This is a genomic window from Streptomyces sp. NPDC001594 (genome assembly GCF_042893675.1).
Taxonomy (GTDB): Bacteria; Actinomycetota; Actinomycetes; order Streptomycetales; family Streptomycetaceae; genus Streptomyces.
In genome coordinates, this window is record NZ_JBIAVB010000004.1 from 511225 (window position 1) to 531239 (window position 20015).

General features: G+C 73.5%; 19 protein-coding genes and 1 pseudogene. 6 read left to right on the forward strand and 14 right to left on the reverse strand.

Annotation, left to right across the window (positions count from 1 at the left end; all coding sequences use genetic code 11):
• The first annotated feature begins 20 nt into the window (after positions 1 to 20).
• Positions 21 to 1448, forward strand: coding sequence for a SulP family inorganic anion transporter (locus tag ACFY0O_RS11380; RefSeq protein ID WP_388945533.1), 1428 nt, complete (start codon positions 21 to 23; stop codon positions 1446 to 1448).
• Between the two features lie 18 nt (positions 1449 to 1466).
• Complete coding sequence (locus tag ACFY0O_RS11385) at positions 1467 to 2711, forward strand: APC family permease (protein WP_388945535.1); 1245 nt, start codon at positions 1467 to 1469, stop codon at positions 2709 to 2711.
• On the opposite strand, the gene ACFY0O_RS11390 is transcribed toward ACFY0O_RS11385, so the two are convergent.
• The 14 genes from ACFY0O_RS11390 to ACFY0O_RS11455 all read right to left on the reverse strand — a co-directional run bounded on the left by ACFY0O_RS11390 (position 2689) and on the right by ACFY0O_RS11455 (position 16016).
• Positions 2689 to 3210: an SMI1/KNR4 family protein gene (locus ACFY0O_RS11390; RefSeq protein WP_388945537.1), complete on the reverse strand. Its 522-nt coding sequence runs from the start codon at positions 3208 to 3210 to the stop codon at positions 2689 to 2691. The two genes, ACFY0O_RS11385 and ACFY0O_RS11390, sit on opposite strands and share 23 nt — an antisense overlap.
• 50 nt (positions 3211 to 3260) lie before the next feature.
• The gene (locus ACFY0O_RS11395) at positions 3261 to 4352 is read right to left on the reverse strand and encodes a hypothetical protein (RefSeq protein WP_388945540.1); all 1092 of its coding nucleotides are present in this window, start codon (positions 4350 to 4352) and stop codon (positions 3261 to 3263) included.
• Positions 4349 to 4741, reverse strand: coding sequence for a YccF domain-containing protein (locus tag ACFY0O_RS11400; RefSeq protein ID WP_388945543.1), 393 nt, complete (start codon positions 4739 to 4741; stop codon positions 4349 to 4351). Before ACFY0O_RS11400 ends, ACFY0O_RS11395 begins: the two co-directional genes overlap by 4 nt.
• Complete coding sequence (htpX, locus tag ACFY0O_RS11405; protein WP_358899328.1) at positions 4738 to 5601, reverse strand: zinc metalloprotease HtpX; 864 nt, start codon at positions 5599 to 5601, stop codon at positions 4738 to 4740. Before htpX ends, ACFY0O_RS11400 begins: the two co-directional genes overlap by 4 nt.
• Positions 5602 to 5813: 212 nt before the next feature.
• On the reverse strand, positions 5814 to 7349 hold the full coding sequence (locus tag ACFY0O_RS11410) for an NADH-quinone oxidoreductase subunit N (protein ID WP_388945546.1): 1536 nt from the start codon (positions 7347 to 7349) through the stop codon (positions 5814 to 5816).
• The gene (locus ACFY0O_RS11415) at positions 7346 to 8899 is read right to left on the reverse strand and encodes a NuoM family protein (protein ID WP_388945636.1); all 1554 of its coding nucleotides are present in this window, start codon (positions 8897 to 8899) and stop codon (positions 7346 to 7348) included. Before ACFY0O_RS11415 ends, ACFY0O_RS11410 begins: the two co-directional genes overlap by 4 nt.
• 38 nt (positions 8900 to 8937) lie before the next feature.
• Positions 8938 to 10941, reverse strand: a complete 2004-nt coding sequence (locus tag ACFY0O_RS11420) for an NADH-quinone oxidoreductase subunit L (protein ID WP_388945549.1) — start codon at positions 10939 to 10941, stop codon at positions 8938 to 8940.
• Entirely contained in the window at positions 10938 to 11306 is a 369-nt protein-coding gene (gene nuoK, locus ACFY0O_RS11425) for an NADH-quinone oxidoreductase subunit NuoK (protein ID WP_388945551.1), read from the reverse strand. The genes ACFY0O_RS11420 and nuoK overlap by 4 nt, the downstream gene beginning before the upstream one ends.
• A complete protein-coding gene (locus ACFY0O_RS11430) occupies positions 11306 to 12046 on the reverse strand; it encodes an NADH-quinone oxidoreductase subunit J (RefSeq protein WP_388945553.1) in 741 nt (246 codons plus the stop codon). The genes nuoK and ACFY0O_RS11430 overlap by 1 nt, the downstream gene beginning before the upstream one ends.
• Positions 12046 to 12633 (reverse strand): NuoI/complex I 23 kDa subunit family protein, encoded by a 588-nt coding sequence (locus tag ACFY0O_RS11435; protein WP_388945556.1) that lies wholly within the window; start codon positions 12631 to 12633, stop codon positions 12046 to 12048. The genes ACFY0O_RS11430 and ACFY0O_RS11435 overlap by 1 nt, the downstream gene beginning before the upstream one ends.
• Positions 12633 to 13601, reverse strand: coding sequence for an NADH-quinone oxidoreductase subunit NuoH (nuoH, locus tag ACFY0O_RS11440; RefSeq protein WP_388945558.1), 969 nt, complete (start codon positions 13599 to 13601; stop codon positions 12633 to 12635). The genes ACFY0O_RS11435 and nuoH overlap by 1 nt, the downstream gene beginning before the upstream one ends.
• Positions 13598 to 15019, reverse strand: coding sequence for an NADH-quinone oxidoreductase subunit C (locus tag ACFY0O_RS11445; protein WP_388945560.1), 1422 nt, complete (start codon positions 15017 to 15019; stop codon positions 13598 to 13600). Before ACFY0O_RS11445 ends, nuoH begins: the two co-directional genes overlap by 4 nt.
• Complete coding sequence (locus ACFY0O_RS11450) at positions 15016 to 15618, reverse strand: NADH-quinone oxidoreductase subunit B family protein (RefSeq protein ID WP_358899320.1); 603 nt, start codon at positions 15616 to 15618, stop codon at positions 15016 to 15018. Before ACFY0O_RS11450 ends, ACFY0O_RS11445 begins: the two co-directional genes overlap by 4 nt.
• Positions 15609 to 16016, reverse strand: coding sequence for an NADH-quinone oxidoreductase subunit A (locus tag ACFY0O_RS11455; RefSeq protein ID WP_358899319.1), 408 nt, complete (start codon positions 16014 to 16016; stop codon positions 15609 to 15611). Before ACFY0O_RS11455 ends, ACFY0O_RS11450 begins: the two co-directional genes overlap by 10 nt.
• Positions 16017 to 16171: 155 nt before the next feature.
• Between ACFY0O_RS11455 and ACFY0O_RS11460 the strand changes: the two genes are divergently transcribed.
• The 4 genes and pseudogenes from ACFY0O_RS11460 to ACFY0O_RS11475 form a co-directional block, all read left to right on the forward strand.
• Positions 16172 to 17332 carry a sensor histidine kinase gene (locus tag ACFY0O_RS11460; RefSeq protein WP_388945563.1) on the forward strand — a complete coding sequence of 387 codons (1161 nt, stop codon included), beginning with the start codon at positions 16172 to 16174 and terminating at the stop codon, positions 17330 to 17332.
• Positions 17333 to 17521: 189 nt separating this feature from the next.
• Complete coding sequence (locus ACFY0O_RS11465) at positions 17522 to 18805, forward strand: sensor histidine kinase (protein WP_388945565.1); 1284 nt, start codon at positions 17522 to 17524, stop codon at positions 18803 to 18805.
• Between the two features lie 123 nt (positions 18806 to 18928).
• Entirely contained in the window at positions 18929 to 19588 is a 660-nt protein-coding gene (locus ACFY0O_RS11470) for a response regulator transcription factor (protein ID WP_358899335.1), read from the forward strand.
• 208 nt (positions 19589 to 19796) lie between these two features.
• Positions 19797 to 20015, forward strand: a pseudogene (locus ACFY0O_RS11475) (2-oxoglutarate ferredoxin oxidoreductase subunit alpha); the annotation flags it as partial.

The following is a 20015-nucleotide window of genomic DNA, read 5'->3' on the forward strand; positions in this document are numbered from 1 at the left end:
CCTCACGAGGGGGTTCCCGCATGCCTGGGGCCGGCAGTTTCCGAGCGGACCTCGGGGCGTCCGTCGTCGTCGCGCTGGTGGCTCTCCCGCTCTGCGTCGGCGTAGCCGTCGCCTCCGGCGTCCCCGCCGAGCTGGGGATCGTCACCGGGGTCGTGGGCGGGCTGGTCACCGGCTGGTTCCGGGGCAGCGAGCTCCAGGTCAGCGGGCCCGCCGCCGGGCTGACCGTCCTCGTCTACGAGGCCGTGGGCAGCTACGGCCTGCCCGCGCTGGGGGTCCTCGTACTGGCCGCGGGCCTGGTCCAGCTGGGCCTGGGCGCACTGCGGTTCGGGCGGTGGTTCCGGGCGATCTCGCTGGCCGTGGTGCACGGGATGCTCGCCGGGATCGGGCTCGTGCTGATCGCCGGGCAGCTCTACGCCCTCGGCGGGGTGCGGGCCCCCGGACAGACCCTGGCCAAGCTGGGCGGGATGCACGAGCTGGGGGCGCGGGCCGACTGGGCCGCCGTGGCGCTGGGGGCGGGGACCATCGCCGTCCTGGTGCTGTGGCGGCGGGTGCCGGCGCGGCTGCGGGTGGTGCCGGGTGCGCTCGTCGGGGTCGCGGCCGCCACCGCCGCGGCCGCGCTGCTGCGGCTGCCCGTCGAGACCGTCCGGGTGACGGGGGTGCTGGAGGCCGTGTCGCCGCCGGGATGGGCGGACTTCGGGGTGCTGGGCTCCGTGGGGGCCGTCGGGACGGTGGTGGCGCTCGCGCTGATCGCCTCCGCCGAGACCCTCTTCAGTGCCGCCGCCGTGGACCGGATGCACGAGGGGCCGCGCACCGACTACGACCGCGAGCTGGTCGCGCAGGGCTTCGGCAACGCGGTGTGCGGGCTGCTGGGGGCGCTGCCGATGACCGCCGTCATCGTGCGCAGTTCGGCCAACGTGGAGGCCGGGGCGCGTACCCGGGCGTCCCGGATCCTGCACGGGGGCTGGCTGCTGCTGTTCGCCGTGGCGCTGCCGCAGCTGCTGGAGGTGGTGCCGCTCGCGGCGCTCGCCGGGGTGCTGCTGCACGCGGGCTGGAAACTGCTGCCGGCGCGGGCGGTGGCCGCGCTGTGGCGGACGCACCGGGGCGAGGCGGTGGTGCTGGTGGTGACGGCCGTCTCGATCCTGGCCACCAGTCTCTTCGAGGGGGTGCTGGTCGGGCTGGGCCTGGCGGTGGCCAAGGCCGCCTGGGAGACCTCCCACGTGCACGTCGAGGAGGTCTGGGAGGGTGAGGAGCTGTGCGTGCGGGTCGTGGGGAACGCCAGCTTCCTGCGGCTGCCGAAGTTGCTGGACTCCTTGGAGGCCCTGCCGCACGGGGCGCCGGTGCGGCTCGACCTGAGCGGGCTGCGCCACCTGGACCACGCCTGTCTGACGGCGCTGGAGGGCTGGGAGCGCAAGCGGGCACCGCTTCCCGGACGCGAGGGCGTCATCTAGCCCGGCTACCCTCCGCGCGTGGACAACCAGCTGAAGCGCACCCTGGGGGTGTCGGACGCCGTAGTGGTGGGGCTCGGCGCGATGGTCGGCGCCGGGATCTTCGCCGCCCTCGCCCCGGCGGCCCGCGCGGCGGGGGGCGGGCTCCTGGCCGCTCTGGCGGTGGCGGCCGTCGTGGCCTACTGCAACGCGCACTCCTCGGCGCGGCTCGCCGCCCGCTACCCCTCCTCGGGCGGCACGTACGTGTACGGGCGCGAGCGGCTCGGCCCCTTCTGGGGGTACCTGGCCGGATGGGGTTTCGTCGTCGGCAAGACGGCCTCTTGCGCGGCGATGGCGCTGACCGTCGGGGCGTACGTGTGGCCCGGGCGGGAGCACGAGGTGGCCGTGGCGGCGGTGGTGGCGCTGACCGCCGCGGGCTACGGCGGGGTGCAGAAGTCCGCCCGGATCGCCCGGCTGATCGTGGCGGTCGTGCTGGCGGTGCTGGCCGCGGTCGTCGTGGCCTGCCTGACCTCCGGCGCGGCGGGGGCGGGCCGGGTGGCCGGCGGCGGGTGGGGCGGCGGCTCCGGGTTGTTGCAGGGCGCGGGCCTGCTGTTCTTCGCCTTCGCGGGCTATGCCCGGATCACGACGCTGGGCGAGGAGGTGCGTGATCCGGAGCGCACCATCCCGCGCGCGGTGCCGCTCGCGCTGGGGATCGCCCTGCTGGTGTACACCGCCGTGGCGGTGGCGGCCCTGTCGGTGCTCGGTGCCGACGGGCTGGCGGGGTCGTCCGCCCCGCTGGCCGACGCGGTGCGCGCGGCCGGCCGGCCTGGACTGGTGCCGGTCGTCCGGGTGGGCGCGGCGCTGGCCGCGCTGGGCTCTCTGCTGGCCCTCGTGCTCGGGGTGTCGCGGACCACGCTGGCGATGGCCCGCGACGGCCATCTGCCGCGCGCGCTGGCCGCCGTGCATCCCCGGCATCAGGTGCCGCACCACGCGGAACTGGCCGTGGGCGCGGTGGTGGCGGTGCTCGCGGCCACCGCCGATCTGCGGGGCGCGATCGGCTTCTCCTCCTTCGGAGTGCTGGCCTACTACGCGATCGCGAACGCCTCCGCATGGACTCTCGGTTCAGATGTCAAGGGTCGTGCCGTGGCAGCGGCGGGGCTGTCCGGCTGTGTCCTGCTGGCCTGCGCCCTGCCGGCCGCTTCGGCGGCCACGGGCGCGGCGGTACTGGCCCTGGGCGCGCTGGCTTATGGAATCCGGCGCGGGCTCAGCTCCGGCAGCGGGAGTTGAACTCCGCCCAGAGGTCCAGGTCCCCCTGGTCCTCGTCCCACTCCTCGCGGAACCAGCCGGTGCCGTCGAGCCAGTCGCGGAGCCAGCCCGCCAGGCTCGGGGAGTGGTGGTACCAGGCGAGGTCGGGATCACCGGGATTGGGCTCGAAGAGGAGCATCCGGGCGGTGTCCGAGCGGCAGTCCACGCACGCGTACATGGCGCAGCCGAGGTCGGCTATCGGCAGGACGCCCTCCGGCCAGCCCCAGTCGGAGCCGCGGCCCCCCTCGTACTCCGCTACGGCCTGACGGAGCGGCAGCAGCCCGTATTCGGGCCCGAATCCGCCGTCGCCGACGCGCGTGTAGAGCGCGGCCAGCAGGGGCGGCAGGGCGAATCCCAGTACGTGCTCCGCCCGGTCGGTCTCCCCCTCCGCCAGGGGGACGGGAAGGGGCTTTCCGTGCTCGCGCACGGAGTGGCGTACGCGGTCGGTGACTTGCTCCAGCAACTGCTCGGTCTCGTTCATGTGTTCATGGTGAGGCAGAGCACTGACAGCCGTCCCGCCCTGTGGATAACTCAGGCGAGGACGACCTCGACGTGCTTCTCCTCGAAGAAGGCGAGCAGTTCGGAGAAGGGCGCCGGGCCGAAGGTCAGCGGCTGGACGCCGAGGCAGCGGCGGGCCGTCTCGTGGTCGTGCCAGACGAGGGTGAACGGCGAGGTCGCCCCGAATCCGCCGCCCAGGGCGTCCGAGACGCCGTTGAGGCAGCGGCCGAAGTATCCGCCGGGGCCGTTGACGGCCTCGCCGAGGGCGCAGAAGAAGCCCTCGTAGTCGGTGACGTGCCGGCCGTCGAGGTGGTAGGTGGCGCCGGCCGGGCGGTCCGGGCCCGTGCGGTGGTGGAGGGCGGGGTCCAGCCAGCGGGCCCGGCCGGAGGCGTCGAAGCCCGCCCACAGGTTGGGGACGGCCGGGCGGCCCTCGCGCCACAGCGGCCAGATCCCGGCGACGACCGGGGGCTGCGGGTCCATGTGCACGGTCAGGTCGTAGAGGCCCGGCCCGCGCGGGGAGGGCTCCCAGTCGACGATGTCCGGGTGTCCCACGACGGAGAGGACCTCGCCCGCGGTGTCCAGCGCGTCGAGGTGCCGGTAGGCGAGCCGTCGCTTGCGCCGGCCCTCCACCACGTCCCGCAGCGGCCCGTGCAGGGAGCATTTGAGGAGGCGTACGGGGTGGGGCTCCGGCTCCGCCACGGGCAGCACCTCGGCGAGGTCCCGGAAGTGGCCCAGCAGCCTGTCGTCGACGTCCGAGAGGCTGAAGCCCACCGACAGGGCGACCCGCTGCGGGTACCGCGGCTGCTGCTCGGAGCGTACGGCCTCGATGGTCACGTCCAGCCGCGACAGGTCACGGGCGGACGGCCGGGCGGACAGGACGCGGGCGTCCTCCAGGTACCACTCCCACAGCGGGGTGCCGTGCTCGTCGAGCGGCTTGAGGACCAGGAAGCCCAGCGCCGCCGGCAGCTCCCCCTCCCAGGCGCAGCCCAGCAGCTCGTAGCGGCGCCGCGGCGGCTCCGGCGGGTCGGCGAAGAGGTTCTCAGCCTCCTCGCACAGGGCCCACAGCTGCTCCTCCTCGTGGTCCTCGTCCTCGCCCCGGAGGGCGAAGCGGGCGCCCGCCGTCACCGGGAGGCGAAGGGGGCGTCGGTGGGGACGATCTCGCGGCCCAGGGGGAGGAGGGAGAGGGGGACCATCTTGAAGTTGGCGATGCCGAAGGGGATGCCGATGATCGTGACGCAGAGGGCGATGCCGGTGGCGATGTGGCTCAGGGCCAGCCACCAGCCGGCCAGGACCAGCCACAGGACGTTGCCCACGCAGGACGGGGCGCCCGCGTCGCGGCGCTCGACCGTGGTGTAGCCGAAGGGCCACAGGGCGTAGACGGCGATGCGGAAGGCCGCTATGCCGAAGGGGATGCCGATGACCGTGACGCAGAGGATCAGGCCGGCCAGGCAGTAGCCGAGGAACAGCCAGATCCCGCTGAGCACGAGCCATATGACGTTCAGGATGGTTTTCACTGGCTGCGGCCTGCCATCTGTTCGAGCCGGGCGATGCGCTCGGCCATCGGGGGGTGCGTCGAGAACAGCTTGGAGAGTCCCTGGCCCGGGCGGAAGGGGTTGGCGATCATCATGTGGCTCGCCGTCTCCAGCCGGGGCTCCGGGGGCAGCGGAAGCTGTTTGGTGCCGGCGTCGAGCTTGCGCAGGGCTCCGGCCAGTGCGAGGGGGTCGCCGGTGAGCTGGGCTCCGGAGGCGTCCGCCTCGTATTCGCGCGAGCGGCTGATGGCGAGCTGGATCACCGACGCCGCGAGCGGGCCGAGGAGCATGATCAGCAGCATGCCGAAGATGCCGGGGCCCTCGTCGTCGTTGGAGCGGCCGACCGGGATCAGCCAGGCGAAGTTCACCAGGAACATGATCACGGAGGCCAGGGCTCCGGCGACCGAGGAGATCAGGATGTCCCGGTTGTAGACGTGGCTCAGCTCGTGCCCGATGACCCCGCGCAGCTCTCGCTCGTCGAGGATGCGCAGGATGCCCTCGGTGCAGCAGACGGCGGCGTTGCGCGGATTGCGGCCGGTGGCGAAGGCGTTGGGGGCCTCGGTCGGCGAGATGTAGAGGCGGGGCATGGGCTGGCGCGCGGACGTGGAGAGCTCGCGGACCATGCGGTAGAGCTCGGGGGCCTCGAACTCGCTGACGGGGCGGGCGCGCATCGCGCGTAGCGCCAGCTTGTCGCTGTTCCAGTACGCGTACGCGTTCGTCCCCAGGGCCACCAGGACAGCGACGATCAGGCCGCCCCGCCCGAAGAAGCTGCCGATGACGATGATGAGTGCGGACATCCCGCCGAGGAGTACGGCGGTCTTCAGCCCGTTGTGCCGGCGGTGCACGGTACGCCCTCCAAGTGGTGCGTCAGGGGAGCCCCGTCGTGGATCTGAGGGTCTTCGGTCCAGTGGACCCTCCCTTTGTGGTCAACGCGAGGTGGCGGCGTCTGGTTCCCGGCGCGCGTCCGCCCACCGCCGCCCCGGTGGCACGGGCCGGGGACGGCGGTGGGCGTTGGTCCGTACGGGTGAGGGCCCGCGGGGCGGGCGCGGCGGGCGGGCTACAGCGGGAAGAGGGTGCCCGCGGCGAACCGCAGGACCAGCTGCGGGGCGCCGGACAGGACCAGGGCGGTCACGGCGGTGAGGGCGATGGCCGCCGTGAGGGGCCAGGGGGCCTTCGTACGGGCCGCCGGGGCCTCCCCCTCGGTCTGCGGGGTGCGGAAGAGCAGGGCGGTCCAGCGCAGGTAGTAGTACAGGGCGACGACGACGTTGACGGCCATGACCACGGCGAGCCAGCCCAGGCCCGCGTCGACGGCGGACCGGAAGACGGTGACCTTGGCGAAGAGGCCGATGATGCCCGGCGGCAGGCCGGCCAGGCAGAGCAGGAAGAAGGCCAGCGACAGGGCGGCGGCGGGACGCTCGGCGTACAGGCCGCGGTAGTCCTCGATCCGGTTGAGCGGCCTGGTCCGGGCGACCAGCGCGGCGACGGCGAAGGCGCCGAGGTTCACGGCGGCGTACATGAGGGCGTAGGCGACGGTGGAGCCGATCTGGTCGCGGTCCGAGTAGGCGGCCGCGGCGATCGGGACCAGGAGGTAGCCGGCCTGGCCGACGGAGGACCAGGCGAGGAGGCGCACGGCGCCGTGCGCGCGGTCCGTGGACTGGCGCAGGGCGGCGGCGTTGCCGAGGGTCATGGTGAGCGCGGCGAGCACGGCCAGGGCGGGGCCCCAGACGTCGGAGTAGGCGGGGAAGGCGATCACCGTGACGAGGATCAGGCCGGTGAAGCCGACGGCCTTCCCGATCACCGACAGGTAGCCGGCGACGGGCAGCGGGGCGCCCACGTAGGTGTCGGGGACCCAGAAGTGGAAGGGGACGGCCGCGGTCTTGAAGGCGAAGCCGACGAGGGTGAGGGCGACGCCCGCCATGGCGAGGGTGTCGAGCTGGCCGGGGACGTCCTCCAGCCGGTCGGCGACCCGTGTCAGGTGCAGGGTGCCGGTGACGGCGTAGACGAGGCTGACGCCCATCAGGGAGACGGCGGTGGCGGTGACCGAGGAGAGGAAGAACTTGAGGGCGGCCTCGGAGGACAGCCGGTCGCCGCGGCGCATGCCGACGAGGGCGAAGGCGGGCAGCGAGGCGACCTCCAGGGCGACGATCAGGGTGGCGAGGTCGCGGGAGGCGGGCAGCAGGGCGGCGCCGGCGGCGGAGGAGAGCAGCAGGAACCAGTACTCGCCGGCCGGGATGCGGCCCTCGCGGACGACGGTGACCGACAGCAGGGCGGTGACCAGGGCGCCGGCCAGCACGAGGAACTGGATGACGAGCGCGAAGTGGTCGGCGGTGTAGCTGCACGCGCCGGGGTCGGCGGTGAGGCAGAAGGTGGTGCGGTCGCCGGCGCGCAGCGGCAGCAGGGCGGCGGTCGCGGCGGCCAGGCCGGCGACGGAGATCCAGCCGAGGACGGGCTTGCGGGCCTCGGGCAGGAAGAGGTCGGCGACCAGGACGAGCAGGGCGACGGCGGCGGGGACGACCACGGGGGTGATCGCGAGCCAGTCGACGGACTGGACCAGGCTGGGGGTGTCGGCGGCCAGGGCCGTCAGGGCCGTCATGCGTTGCCTCCTGCGAGGAGCTTCTGTACGGCCGGGTCGGTCAGGCCGAGGAGGGTGGCGGGCCACAGGCCGGCGAGGACGGTGAGGGCGACCAGGGGGGTCCATGCGGCGAACTCGTAGCGGTGCACGTCCGCGAGGGTGAGCTCGGGGCCGGCCTTCGGGTCGCCCATGCAGACGCGCCGCACGACGACCAGCAGGTAGGCGGCGGTGAGCAGGGTCCCGAACGCGCCGACGGCCATGTAGGTGAGGAAGGCGGGGCGCGACAGGCCCGCGGCCGGGTCGAAGGCGCCGAACAGGGCCAGCATCTCGCCCCAGAACCCGGCCAGGCCGGGCAGGCCGAGGGAGGCGACGGCGGCGAACGCCAGGAGCGCGCCGAGGCGGGGGGCGCGGCCGTAGAGGGCGGCGCCGGTGGCTCCGGCGAGGGTGTCGATGTCGGCGGTGCCGTAGCGGTCCTTGAGGGCGCCGACCAGGAAGAAGAGGAGGCCGGTGATCAGGCCGTGGGCGATGTTCGCGAACAGCGCGCCGTTGACGCCGGTGGGGGTCATCGTCGCGATGCCGAGCAGGACGAAGCCCATGTGGCCGACGGAGGAGTACGCGATGAGGCGCTTGAGGTCGCCCTTGTTGCCCTTGCGGGCGAGGGAGAGGCAGGCGAGGGACCCGTAGACGATGCCGACGGCGGCGAGGGCGCCGAGGTAGGGGGCGAAGGTGTGCATGCCGTCGGGGGTGACGGGGAGCAGGATCCGGACGAAGCCGTACGTGCCCATCTTCAGCAGGACGCCGGCGAGGAGTACGGAGCCGACGGTGGGCGCCGCGGTGTGGGCGTCGGGCAGCCAGCTGTGCAGCGGCCACATCGGGGTCTTCACGGCGAGGCCGGTGCCGATGGCGAGGACGGCCAGGATCTGGGTGGTGTGGGTCAGTCCGCGGCCGTTGTCAGAGGCGAGTGCCACCATGTCGAAAGTGCCGCTGTTCAGTCCGATCAGCAGCAGTCCGAGGAGCATGACCACGGATCCGAGGAGGGTGTAGAGGATGAACTTCCAGGCGGCGGCCTGCCGCTGAGCGCCGCCCCAGCGGGCGATGAGGAAGTACATCGGGATGAGGACCATCTCGAAGGCGAGGAAGAACAGCATCAGGTCGAGGACGGCGAAGGTCGCGAGGGTGCCGGACTCGAGGACGAGCAGCAGTGCCACGAAGGCCTTCGGGGAGGGGCCCTCGGGGAGCTTGAAGTAGCTGTAGAGCGCGCAGAGGAAGAACAGCAGCGCGGTCATCAGGAGGAGGGGGAGCGAGATGCCGTCGACGCCGAGGTGGATCCGGATGTTCAGCGCCTGGATCCAGCTGATGTCCGTCGTCGCCTGGAAGCGGGACGGGGCGTCGTGGTCGAAGCCCAGGGTGAGGGCGACGGCCGCGGCGAGGATGACACCGGTGACGGTGACGCCGTGGCGGAGCACGGCCTGTTCGGGGCTCCTGCCCTTGAGCCCGGGCGGGGCCGGGAGGAGGGCCGCGACGGCGCCGAGGAGCGGTGCGGCCACGATGAACGCCAGAAGGAACTGCATCACGGACGGGCTGATATCGATCACGGCTGACTCTCGGCTCACGATCCGGCGTTGAGGTTGGCGAGGACGGCGGTGGCGATCGCCAGGACCACGGCGCCGGCGAGCAGGGCGCTCAGGTAGCTCTGCACGTTGCCGGTCTGGGCCCGGCGCACCAGGCTGCCGAGCAACCGGGGTCCGGCGCCCGCGCCACGGACGTAGGTGTCGACGACCTCGCGGTCGAGGAAGCGCACCAGGCTCGCGCCCGCGCGGACGGGGCGGACGAAGAGCCGGTCGTAGACGGCGTCGAGGTGGAAGCCGTCGGCGGCGTGCCGGTGCAGGGGGCCGAGGAGGGCCCGGCCGGGGTCGGGTGCGGGGGCGGCCGGTACGGCGGGGTGCTCGTGGGTCACCTCGGCCACCTCGGGGGTCTCGGCGGCGGACTCGGCCGCGGCGACGGACGCCGGGACGGCTCCTCCGTTGCGGATGCCGGCGGCGGCCCTGGCCGTGGCGCGCTGCCACAGGGCGTAGGTCAGGATCACGCCGATGAGCGCGGCGCCGGTGCCGAGGACCGAGGTGGTCACGGTCGGGGTGAGTTCCTTGCCGTCGAACCAGTCGGCGAGGGGGCCGGCAGCGAGGCCGAAGGCGATCGAGGGGACCGCGAGCAGCCACAGCACGCCGGTCATGGCGACGGGCTCCTTGCCGTGGTCGGGGGCGGCCGCGCCCCGGCCCCGGAAGGCCATCAGCCACAGCCGGGTGGCGTAGGCGGCGGTGAGCAGGGCGGTCAGCACCCCGGCGACGAGCACGACCCAGCCGGCCGCGCCGGGGGCCAGGGCGGAGTGTCCGCCGGCGGCGTGCTCGGCGGCGACGAGGACGGCTTCCTTGGAGAAGAAGCCGGCGAAGGGCGGGACGGCGGCGAGCGCGAGCAGCGCGATCGTGATCGTCCAGAAGGCGTCGGGGATGCGCTTGGCCAGGCCGCCCATGCGGGACATGGCGGCGAGGGAGTTCGTGCCGGCGGCGTGGATGATCACGCCGGCGCCGAGGAAGAGCAGCGCCTTGAAGGCGCCGTGGGACAGGAGGTGGAAGACGGCGGCCCCGCGGTCGCCGACGGCCAGGGCGCCGGTCATGTAGCCGAGCTGGCCGACCGTGGAGTAGGCGAGGACGCGCTTGATGTCGTCCTGGGCCAGGGCGGCGAGCGCCGAGCCGACCATCGTGATCGCGGCCATGGCAGCCATGACCACCAGGGCGGCGCGGGAGGCGGTGAAGACGGGGAGGAGGCGGGCGATGAAGTAGACGCCGGCGGCGACCATCGTCGCCGCGTGGATGAGCGCGGAGACCGGGGTGGGGCCCGCCATGGCGTCGGGGAGCCAGGTGTGCAGCGGGAACTGCGCGGACTTGCCCGCCACGCCGGCGAGCAGGAGCAGCGCGATGAGCGTCGGGTGGTCGAGCCCGCCCGCGGCGACGGCGCCGAGGATCTTGGTGATCCGGAAGGAGCCGGCGTCGGCGGCGAGCGCGAACAGTCCGATGAGGAAGGGGACGTCGCCGAGCTTGGTGACGAGGAAGGCCTTGAGGGAGGCGGAGCGGGCCGCCTCGGTCTCCCAGTAGTGGCCGACCAGGAAGTACGAGCAGATGCCCATGATCTCCCAGCCGACCAGCAGCACCATCAGGTCGCCGGAGTAGACGACGAGCAGCATGGCGGAGGTGAACAGTGAGACCAGAGCGGCGTACGACGGGTAGCGCGGGTCCTCGCGGAGGTACGCGGTCGAGTACAGCTGTACGCAGGTGGCGACCACTGCCACCAGGACGGCGACCAGGACCGCGAAGCCGTCGAGGTGGAGCGAGAGCTCGATGGGCACCGAGCCGGTCGGGGTCAGCTCGGTCGCCGTGTCGATCGCCTTGCCGCCTCCGTGGCGGACGGCGACGAGTACGGCGAGGACGGCCGAGGCCAGGGGCGGCAGGACGGCGAGCGGCCTGACGAAGCCGGGCGCGGCCCGGCCGAGGAGGAGTCCTGCCACCGCTCCCAGGAAGGGGAGGAGGGGGACGAGGACCGCGAGGGTCGTGGTGCTCACGCGGCGACCTCCGGCCGGGCGGTGGGGGCGGTCGGGTCGTCGGGGTGGCCGGGCTCGTGGCGCTCGGCGGTGTCGCGCAGCTTGTCGACGTCCGAGGTGCCCCGGTTGCGGTACACCATCAGCACGATCGCGAGGCCGATGCCGATCTCGGCGGCGGCGATGGCGATGGTGAAGAGGGTGAGGGCCTGGCCGGCGTGCAGGGTGTCGCGCAGCCAGACGTCGAAGGCCACCAGGTTGAGGTTGACGGCGTTGAGCATCAGCTCGACGGACATCAGGACCAGGATGGCGTTGCGGCGGGCGAGGACGCCGTAGAGGCCGGTGGCGAAGAGGAGGGCCGCGAGGACGGCGGGGTAGGCGAGGTGCATCAGCTCTGCCCCTTCTCGTTCACAGCACCGCTGCGGGCGGCGGCGTCCGCCGCGTCGGCGGCCTCTTCGGCCGGGGTCGAGCGGCCAGCACCGCTGCGGGCGGCGGCGTCGGCCGCGTCGGCGGCCTCTTCGGCCGGGGTCGAGCGGCGGGAGAGCACGATCGCGCCGATCAGGGCGGCGAGGAGGAGGACGGAGAGGGCCTCGAAGGGCAGCACCCAGTGCTGGAAGAGGATCTCGCCGGTGACCTTGGTGGAGCCCTGGGCGGGGCCGTCGAGGTCGATCCAGGTGGTGCGGAAGGCGTCGGCGACCACCCAGACGAGTGCGGCGCCGGCGGCTCCGGCGACGCCGAGGGCGACCCACCGGTTGCCGGAGTCGGCGTCCGGGGAGCGGCCGATGGGGGCCTTGGTGAGCATCAGTCCGAAGAGGAGGAGGACGACCACGGAGCCGAGGTAGATCAGGACCTGGACCCAGGCGATGAACTCGGCGGTCAGCAGCAGGTACTCGACGGCGATCCCGCCGAGCGCGACGACCAGCCAGAGGGCGGCGTGCACGAGCTGCTTGGTGGTGACCGTGACGAGCGCCGCGCCGAGGGTGGCGAGGCCGACGAGGACGAAGGCGATCTCGACGCCGGTCGGCGAGAGGAAGCCGGGGCCGGGCGTGGGCGCGGGGCCGCCGGGCACGGCCGCCGCGACGGCGGTCGCTGCCTTGGCCGCGGCCGCGGTGAGGTGGGCGGCGTACATCAGGCGGTGCCTCCCGCCGGGGTGTCGGGGGTGCCGTCGGCGGGCGGGGCGGCGGCCGCGGCGGCTGCCGCCTCGGCCTTCTCGGCGGCCTTGCGGGCGGCGGCGATCTCCTTCGGCTCCTCGGCGCCGGGGTCCAGCGCGGGCGGGGCCGGGACCGTCCACATCCACTCGCGCAGCTTGTCGCGCTCGTGGGTGAGCTCGTGGATGTCGGTCTCCGCGTACTCGAACTCCGGCGACCAGAAGAGGGCGTCGAAGGGGCAGACCTCGATGCAGATGCCGCAGTACATGCAGAGGGAGAAGTCGATGGCGAAGCGGTCGAGGACGTTGCGGCTGCGCTCGCGGCCGCCGGGGGTGGCGGCGGGCACCGTCTCCTTGTGGGAGTCGATGTAGATGCACCAGTCGGGGCACTCGCGGGCGCACAGCATGCAGACCGTGCAGTTCTCCTCGAACAGGCCGATGACCCCGCGGCTGCGGGGCGGGAGCTCGGGCTGTACCTCGGGGTACTGGGCGGTGTGCGCGCGCTTGGTCATCGTGCGCAGGGTGACGGCCAGGCCCTTGGCGAGGCCGGATCCGGGGATCGGGGGCATTACTGGATCGCCACCTTCACGATGCCGGTGAGCGCGATCTGGGCGAGCGCGAGGGGGATGAGTACGGTCCAGGCGAGCTTCTGGAGCTGGTCCTCGCGCAGGCGCGGGTAGCTCACGCGGAGCCAGATGACGACGAAGGCCAGGATCGCGGTCTTGAGGAGGGTCCAGACCCAGCCGAGGCCGTCGGCGCCGAGGGGGCCGTGCCAGCCGCCGAGGAAGAGGACGGTGGTCAGGGCGCACAGGACGACGATGCCGGCGTACTCGGCGAGCAGGAACAGCGCGAAGCGCAGACCGGTGTACTCGGTGTACGCGCCGAAGATGATCTCGGAGTCGGCGACGGGCATGTCGAACGGGGGCCGCTGGAGCTCGGCGAGGCCGGCGGTGAAGAAGACGAGCGCGCCGATGATCTGCCAGGGCAGCCACCACCACTCGAAGGCGTTCACGATGCCGGGCAGGGACACCGTTCCGGCGGCCATCGCCACCGAGGCGGCGGCGAGCAGCATCGGCAGCTCGTAGGCGAGCAGCTGGGCGGCGGTGCGGAGGCCTCCGAGGAGGGAGAACTTGTTGGCGGAGGCCCAGCCGCCCATCAGGCTGCCGAGGACGCCGATGCCCATGACGGCGAGGGCGTAGAAGAGGCCGGCGTCGATGACCTGCCCGACGGCGCTCTCGCTGGGGCCGATGGGGATGGCGATGAGGACGAGGAGGTAGGGCAGCAGCGCGACGGCGGGGGCGAGCTGGAAGATCCGCCGGTCGGCGTTGGCCGGGACGATGTCCTCCTTCTGCGCGAACTTCACGCCGTCGGCGACGAGCTGGGCCCAGCCGTGGAAGCCGCCGGCGTACATGGGGCCGAGGCGGCCCTGCATGTGCGCCATCACCTTGTGCTCGGTCTGCCCGATGACGAGCGGGAGCACGAGGAAGACGGCGAAGACGACGATCAGTCGCAGGGCGACGTCGAGGACGTCGTTCACGCGTCGCCTCCGGTGGTGTCGTGGTCGGGATCGGTGTCGGTGTCGGGGCCGGGGCCGGCTCCGGACCGCCGCTCGGGCTCGGGCTCGGGCGTGGCCGCGGGCTCGTCGAAGGCCGGCTTCGGGTTGTGCCAGGGCGCGTCCGCGCTGCGTGGGGCCGGGCGCCGGGGGGCCTCCGGCTCCGGGGCCTGACCGGCGGACCCGTCGGCGGCGGACCGGCTGCGGCGCGCGGGGCGCGGGGCCGCCGGCTCCGAGTCCGCCGGGTCCGGCCCGGTCTCCGCGGGCGGGACGGCCTGGCTCGCCGAGCCGTCCGCCGCCGAGCGGGTGCGGCGGGCCGGGCTCGGCGCGCCGGGCTCGGCCGGTTGGCCGGCGGGGGTGTCGGCCGGGGCCGCCTGGCTCGCCGAGCCGTCGGCCGCCGAGCGGGTGCGGCGGGCCGGGCGCGGGGCGCCGGGCTCGGCCGGTTGGCCGGCGGGGGCGTCGGCCGGGGCCGCCTGGCTCGCCGAGCCGTCGGCCGCCGAGCGGGTGCGGCGGGCCGGGCGCGGGGCGCCGGGCTCGGCCGGGGTGCCGGGGGTGGCCGGGGTGGCGGTGTCGGGTTCTGCTGGGGTGGCCTGGCTGGTGGGGGCGGCTGGGGTCGAGGGGGTGGTCGCGTCGGGCGGTGGGGGCGTCTGGCTTGCCGAGCCGGCCGTTACCGAGCGGGTGCGGCGGGGCGGGCGGGTGGTGCCGGGCTCCGGGGGTGCCGGGGCGGCCTCCGCCGCCTCGCCTTCCACGGGGCGGACGCGCCGCGCCGGGGCGCCCTCGCGCGCGGCGCGGGGGGTGCGGGCCGGGCGGGTCGGGGCCGGGGGGAGCTGGCCCTTGAGGGGGCCCCACTCGTTCGGGTCCGGGACGCCCGGCGGGAGCATCTGGCGGCGCTTGGGCGCGTCCGGGTCGTGTGCCTCGCCCGGCTCCTTGGCGCCGGGCCACGCCTTGGCGACCCGGGCCGCCAGGACGAAGTCCTTGCGCAGCGGGTGGCCCTCGAAGTTCTCGGGGAGCAGGAGGTGGACGAGGTGCGGGTGATCGGTGAAGGTCACGCCGAACATCTCGTACGTCTCGCGCTCGTGCCAGGCCGCGCCCGCGTAGACCGCGACCGCCGAGGCCAGGACCGGGGAGGCGTGCGGGACGGTCGTGCGGAGCAGGAGGCGGCGGACGCGGCCGCCTTCCAGGGCGACGACGTGCGCGCAGATCCGGAATCCGGTGCCCGGCTCGTCGACCGCGCTCAGCCAGTCGAAGTAGGTGCAGCCCAGCTTGTCGCGGGCGATCTCCAGCGAGGCGATCCAGGAGCCGGCCGGGACGTCGACGGTGAGGACGTCGTACGCGACGGAGGCCACGGCCTCGGCGCCGAAGACGGTCGGCGCCGCGTCGGGGAGGGAGTCGTAGAGGTTCACGCGCCGGCCCCCGGGGCGGGCGGGGGCGTGACCAGGCCGCTGGTGAGCTGCGCGACCGACGGCCCGTCCGCATACCGCTCGGCCAGCGACTCCCGGGCGATCTTCTCCTGGAGCTTGAGGATGCCCTGGAGCAGCGCCTCGGGGCGCGGCGGGCAGCCGGGCACGTAGACGTCGACGGGGATGATCTGGTCGACGCCCTTGGTGACCGAGTACGAGTCCCAGTAGGGGCCGCCGCAGTTGGAGCAGGCGCCGAAGGAGATGACGTACTTCGGTTCGGGCATCTGCTCGTAGAGCCGCTTGACGGCCGGGGCCATCTTGTCCGTCACCGTGCCCGAGACGATCATCAGGTCGGCCTGGCGCGGGCCCGGCGCGAAGGGGATGACCCCCAGGCGGATGAAGTCGTGCCGCGCCATGGACGCGGCGATGAACTCGATCGCGCAGCAGGCGAGCCCGAAGTTGAAGACCCACAGGCTGTAGCGGCGGCCCCAGTTCAGGACCACCTTCATCGGCTCGGGAGCCAGCCTGGAGAGGACCCCCAGTCGCCTGGGTTCCGGGAGGGATACGGGCTCCGGTGTCACGGCTGCCGGTGTCACGTCCATTCGAGGACGCCCTTCTTGTACGCGTAGAGCAGGCCGACGGCCAGGAATCCCAGGAAGACGAACATCTCCACCAGGGTCGTGGCGCCGTAGCCGGCGGCGGCGAACACCGTCGCCCACGGGAAGAGGAAGATCGAGTCGACGGCGAAGATGACGTAGAGGAACGCGTAGACGTAGTAGCGGACCTGGGTGTGCGCCCAGCCCTCCCCCACGGGGTCCACGCCGCACTCGTACGTCAGCAGCTTCTCGGGGGTCGGGACCACGGGCCGCAGCAGGCGGCCGGCGCCGAAGGCCACGGCGACGAAGAGCACGCCGAGGACGGCGAGCAGGCCGACGACCGCATAGCTGTGGAAGTAGTCCGCGGCGGTCACGGCCCCGGTCGATACCGTTGGTTCGGGCACGTCCGTTCCTCGCTCCTCGGCCACTGTCGACGTTCTCGATGATCTGGTACGGACGGGAGTCTAGGCCCTGGTCCGCACAGGGTGGGGTTACCCCCCGTTTACTCCCGCCTGGCCACCCCATGGCATTGCCGGGGTGGAATTGGCAGGCTGGCCGCATGACCGCGAACGATCATGACGCCGCCCTCCCTCCCGTCCGGCCCGCTTTTGACGGGGTCACGTGGAAGGAGATCGCCTACCTGCTGACCAATCTGCCGGTGGCGTTGGTCGGATTCGTTTACACGGTTGTCATGCTTGCGACGGCCGGCGGGCTGGCCGTGACGGTGGTCGGGCTGCCGGTGCTGGTGGTCGGCCTGTCCCTGGCCCGGGTGCTCGGGGTGCTCGAACGCGGACGGGCGCGGGCCCTGCTGGGTGTGCGGGTCGACGAGCCGAGCGCGCTGCCGGGGCCGCGCCGATCCGGCGGGTTCTTCCCCTGGCTGTGGGCGGGGATCAAGGACCCGGTGGCGTGGCGGACCGTGCTGTTCGAGCTGGTCCGGCTGCCGTGGGGGGTGCTGACCTTCAGTATCGCCCTGGTGGGGCTGTTCGTGCTGTGGCCGGTGCTGCCGTATGTCGTGCGGCTGCTCGCGAACCTCGACCGGCTGATGGTACGGGGTCTGCTGTCGCCCTCCGACGAGCTGGAGCGGCGGATCGCCGAGCTGGAGTCGGGGCGCGGGGTGGTCGTGGACACGGCGGCGGCCGACCTGCGGCGGATCGAACGGGACCTGCACGACGGGGCGCAGGCGCGGCTGGTGGCGCTGGCGATGGGGCTGGGCCTGGCGAAGGAGAAGCTGCTGGAGGACCCCGAGGGCGCGGCGGCGATGGTCGACGAGGCGCACGGGGAGGTCAAGCTCGCCCTGCAGGAGCTGCGGGACCTGGCGCGGGGGATCCATCCGGCGGTGCTGACGGACCGGGGGCTGGACGCGGCGCTGTCGGCGGTGGCGGCGCGGTGCCTGGTGCCGGTGAAGGTGTCGGTGCGGCTGGAGGAGCGGCCGGCGGAGGCGATCGAGGGGATCGCGTACTTCGTGGTGTCGGAGCTGCTGCAGAACGTGAGCAAGCACGCGGCGGCGCGGGGTGCGGCGGTCGAGGTGTGGCGGGAGGGGGCGCGGCTGCGGATTCGCGTCGCGGATGACGGCAGGGGTGGGGCGCGGATGTCCGGGGGGAGCGGGCTGGCGGGGCTCGCGGAGCGGGTGCGGGCCGTGGACGGGGGGTTCGTGGTGGAGTCCGCCCCGGGGGCGGGGACGGTGGTGGTGGCGGAGCTGCCGTGGCGCGGGCGCGGCTGAGGGGGCTGCCGGGGGGCGTCGACCTGGGGGGCGGGGTGGGGTGCGGGGGGAGCCGTGGCCCCGCCCCGCCCCTTCTCCGTTGGGTGGGGTTAACCCCCCTGGTGAGAGGCCCACCTGCCGGATGGTTTCCGGGGTGGGGCGCGGCGGAGGGTGGAGGGGTTGGTGGACGGATGAAGGGTGGTCGGGAGTATGGCGAGGCTTCGGGACGTGGTGGTGGCGCCCGTGGTGGGGCGGACCTGGCGGGAGCTGCTGTATCTGGTCGTCGGGCTTCCGCTGAGCACGCTGTACTTCGGGCTCACGATCGCCGGGCTGGCCGCCGGGGCCGGGCTGCTCGTGACCTTCGTCGGGGTTCCCGTGCTGGCCGGGGTGCTCGCCATGTGCCGGGGGTTCGGGATCGTGGAGCGGGCCCGGGTGCGGGGGCTGCTGCGGGTGCCGGTGCGCGAGCCGGCGCCGGTGCGGGCGGGGAAGCCCGGGGCGCCCGCGGCGGTGGGGGCGGTGCTCAAGAGCGGCAGCGCCTGGCGGCACGTGCTGTACTCGGTGATCCACTTCCCCTGGGCGGTGTTCTCCTTCTGCCTCGCGCTCACGCTCTGGGGCTACGGGTGGAGCATGCTGCTGTACCCGCTGTGGTTCTGGGTCTTCCCGGCCTTCACCGACCAGCCGGGGCTCCAGCTGTTCCAGAACGGCGACTACACCTTCTATCTGGATTCGCCGCTGACCATCGCCGCCGCGGGCCTGCTCGGCCTCGCGTTCACGCTGGCCACCCCCTGGGTCGTGCGCGGCCTGGTGACCGTCGACCGGGTGCTGGTCACCGGCCTGCTGGGCCGGTCCCGGCTCGACGACCGGGTCAGCGAGCTGGAGACCGACCGCGGGGTGGTCGTCGACACGGCCGCCGCCGACCTGCGGCGGATCGAGCGGGAGCTGCACGACGGGGCGCAGGCCCGCCTCGCGGCGCTGGCCATGGACCTCGGGCTGGCGAAGGAGAAGCTGGCCGAGGACCCGCGGACCGCCGCCCGCATGGTGGACGAGGCGCACGGGGAAGTGAAGATCGCCCTACAGGAGCTGCGGGACCTGGCGCGCGGGATCCACCCCGCCGTGCTGACCGACCGCGGGCTGGACGCGGCGCTGTCGGCGGTGGCGGCGCGGTGCGCGGTCCCGGTGCGGGTGGAGGTGGACCTGCCGGCCCGGCCCGCGCCGGCGGTGGAGGGGGTCGCGTACTTCACCGTGTCCGAGCTGCTGCGCAACGCCGGCGGGCACGCGGGAGCGCGGAGCGCCGGCGTGGACGTGTGGCGCTCCGGGCGGCGGCTGATGATCCGGGTCTCGGACGACGGCCACGGCGGAGACGCCGCCTCCGGGGGGACCGCGCTGCCGGCCGGGCTCGCGGAGCGGCTGGACGCGATGGACGGCGTGCTGGTCGTGGACTCGGCGGAAGGCCGGGGCACGGTGGTGACCGCTGAGCTCCCCTGGCGGGATTAGACGCCCGGGGCCGCGTCGCCCGTCCTTGATCCCGGCCGGACCGGAACCGAAGGTTCGGCTGGGATGCTTGGCATGCCGAGTAGGTATGCGAAGTGGCGGGAGTTTCACAACGTGGAAAACAGGGTGCGGGTCGTCATCGCCGAGGACTCAGTGCTGCTCCGTGAGGGCCTGACCCGGCTGCTGACCGACCGGGGGCATGACGTCGTGGCCGGCGTCGGGGACGCGGAAGCCCTGGTCAAGACGGTCGCGGAGCTGGCGGCCGAGGGAGCGCTGCCGGACGTGGTGGTGGCGGACGTACGGATGCCGCCGACGCACACCGACGAAGGAGTACGGGCCGCCGTGCAGCTGCGCCGCGACCACCCGGGGATCGGGGTGCTCGTCCTGTCGCAGTACGTGGAGGAGCAGTACGCCACCGAACTCCTGGCCGGTTCCAGCACCGGGGTGGGGTATCTGCTCAAGGACCGGGTGGCCGACGTCCGGGAGTTCCTCGACGCCGTCGTCCGGGTGGCCCGGGGCGGAACGGCCCTGGACCCGGAGGTCGTGGCGCAGCTGCTGGGCCGCAGCCGCAAGCAGGACGTGCTGGCCGGCCTGACCCCGCGCGAGCGCGAGGTACTGGGGCTGATGGCGGAGGGACGGACGAATTCCGCTGTGGCCAAGCAGCTCGTGGTGAGTGACGGAGCCGTGGAGAAGCACGTCAGCAATATCTTCATGAAGCTGGGCCTGTCCCCGAGTGATGGGGATCACCGGCGCGTACTGGCCGTTCTTACCTACCTCAGGTCTTGATCGACTGAGAGTCTGTCAGTCGGGTCACGCGGCGCCGCCGCACAACGGCCAGGTGATTTGGAATATTTCGAGTAGAGCACGACGTCTGTCGGACAGACCGCCCCGCGAGGGGCGGTCCAGAATGCGGGCGACCCAGGGACGGATGACGTCGCGGACGTAGGGTTGACCTTGGGAGTGAACGCCCGCGCCTCGAAGGAGGTCCAGTTCAGTGACCAGCCAGGTCAGTAGCCCGGCCGAGCAGGCCGACGGGGCCGGTGGGGCCATCGGTGAGCAGCGCGGGGCGCCTCGGACCGATGGAGCCGGCAAGGAGATCCGCCGTGTCGACCGGGTGGTCATCCGTTTCGCGGGTGACTCGGGTGACGGTATGCAGCTGACGGGTGACCGTTTCACCTCGGAGACGGCGTCCTTCGGCAACGACCTCTCGACG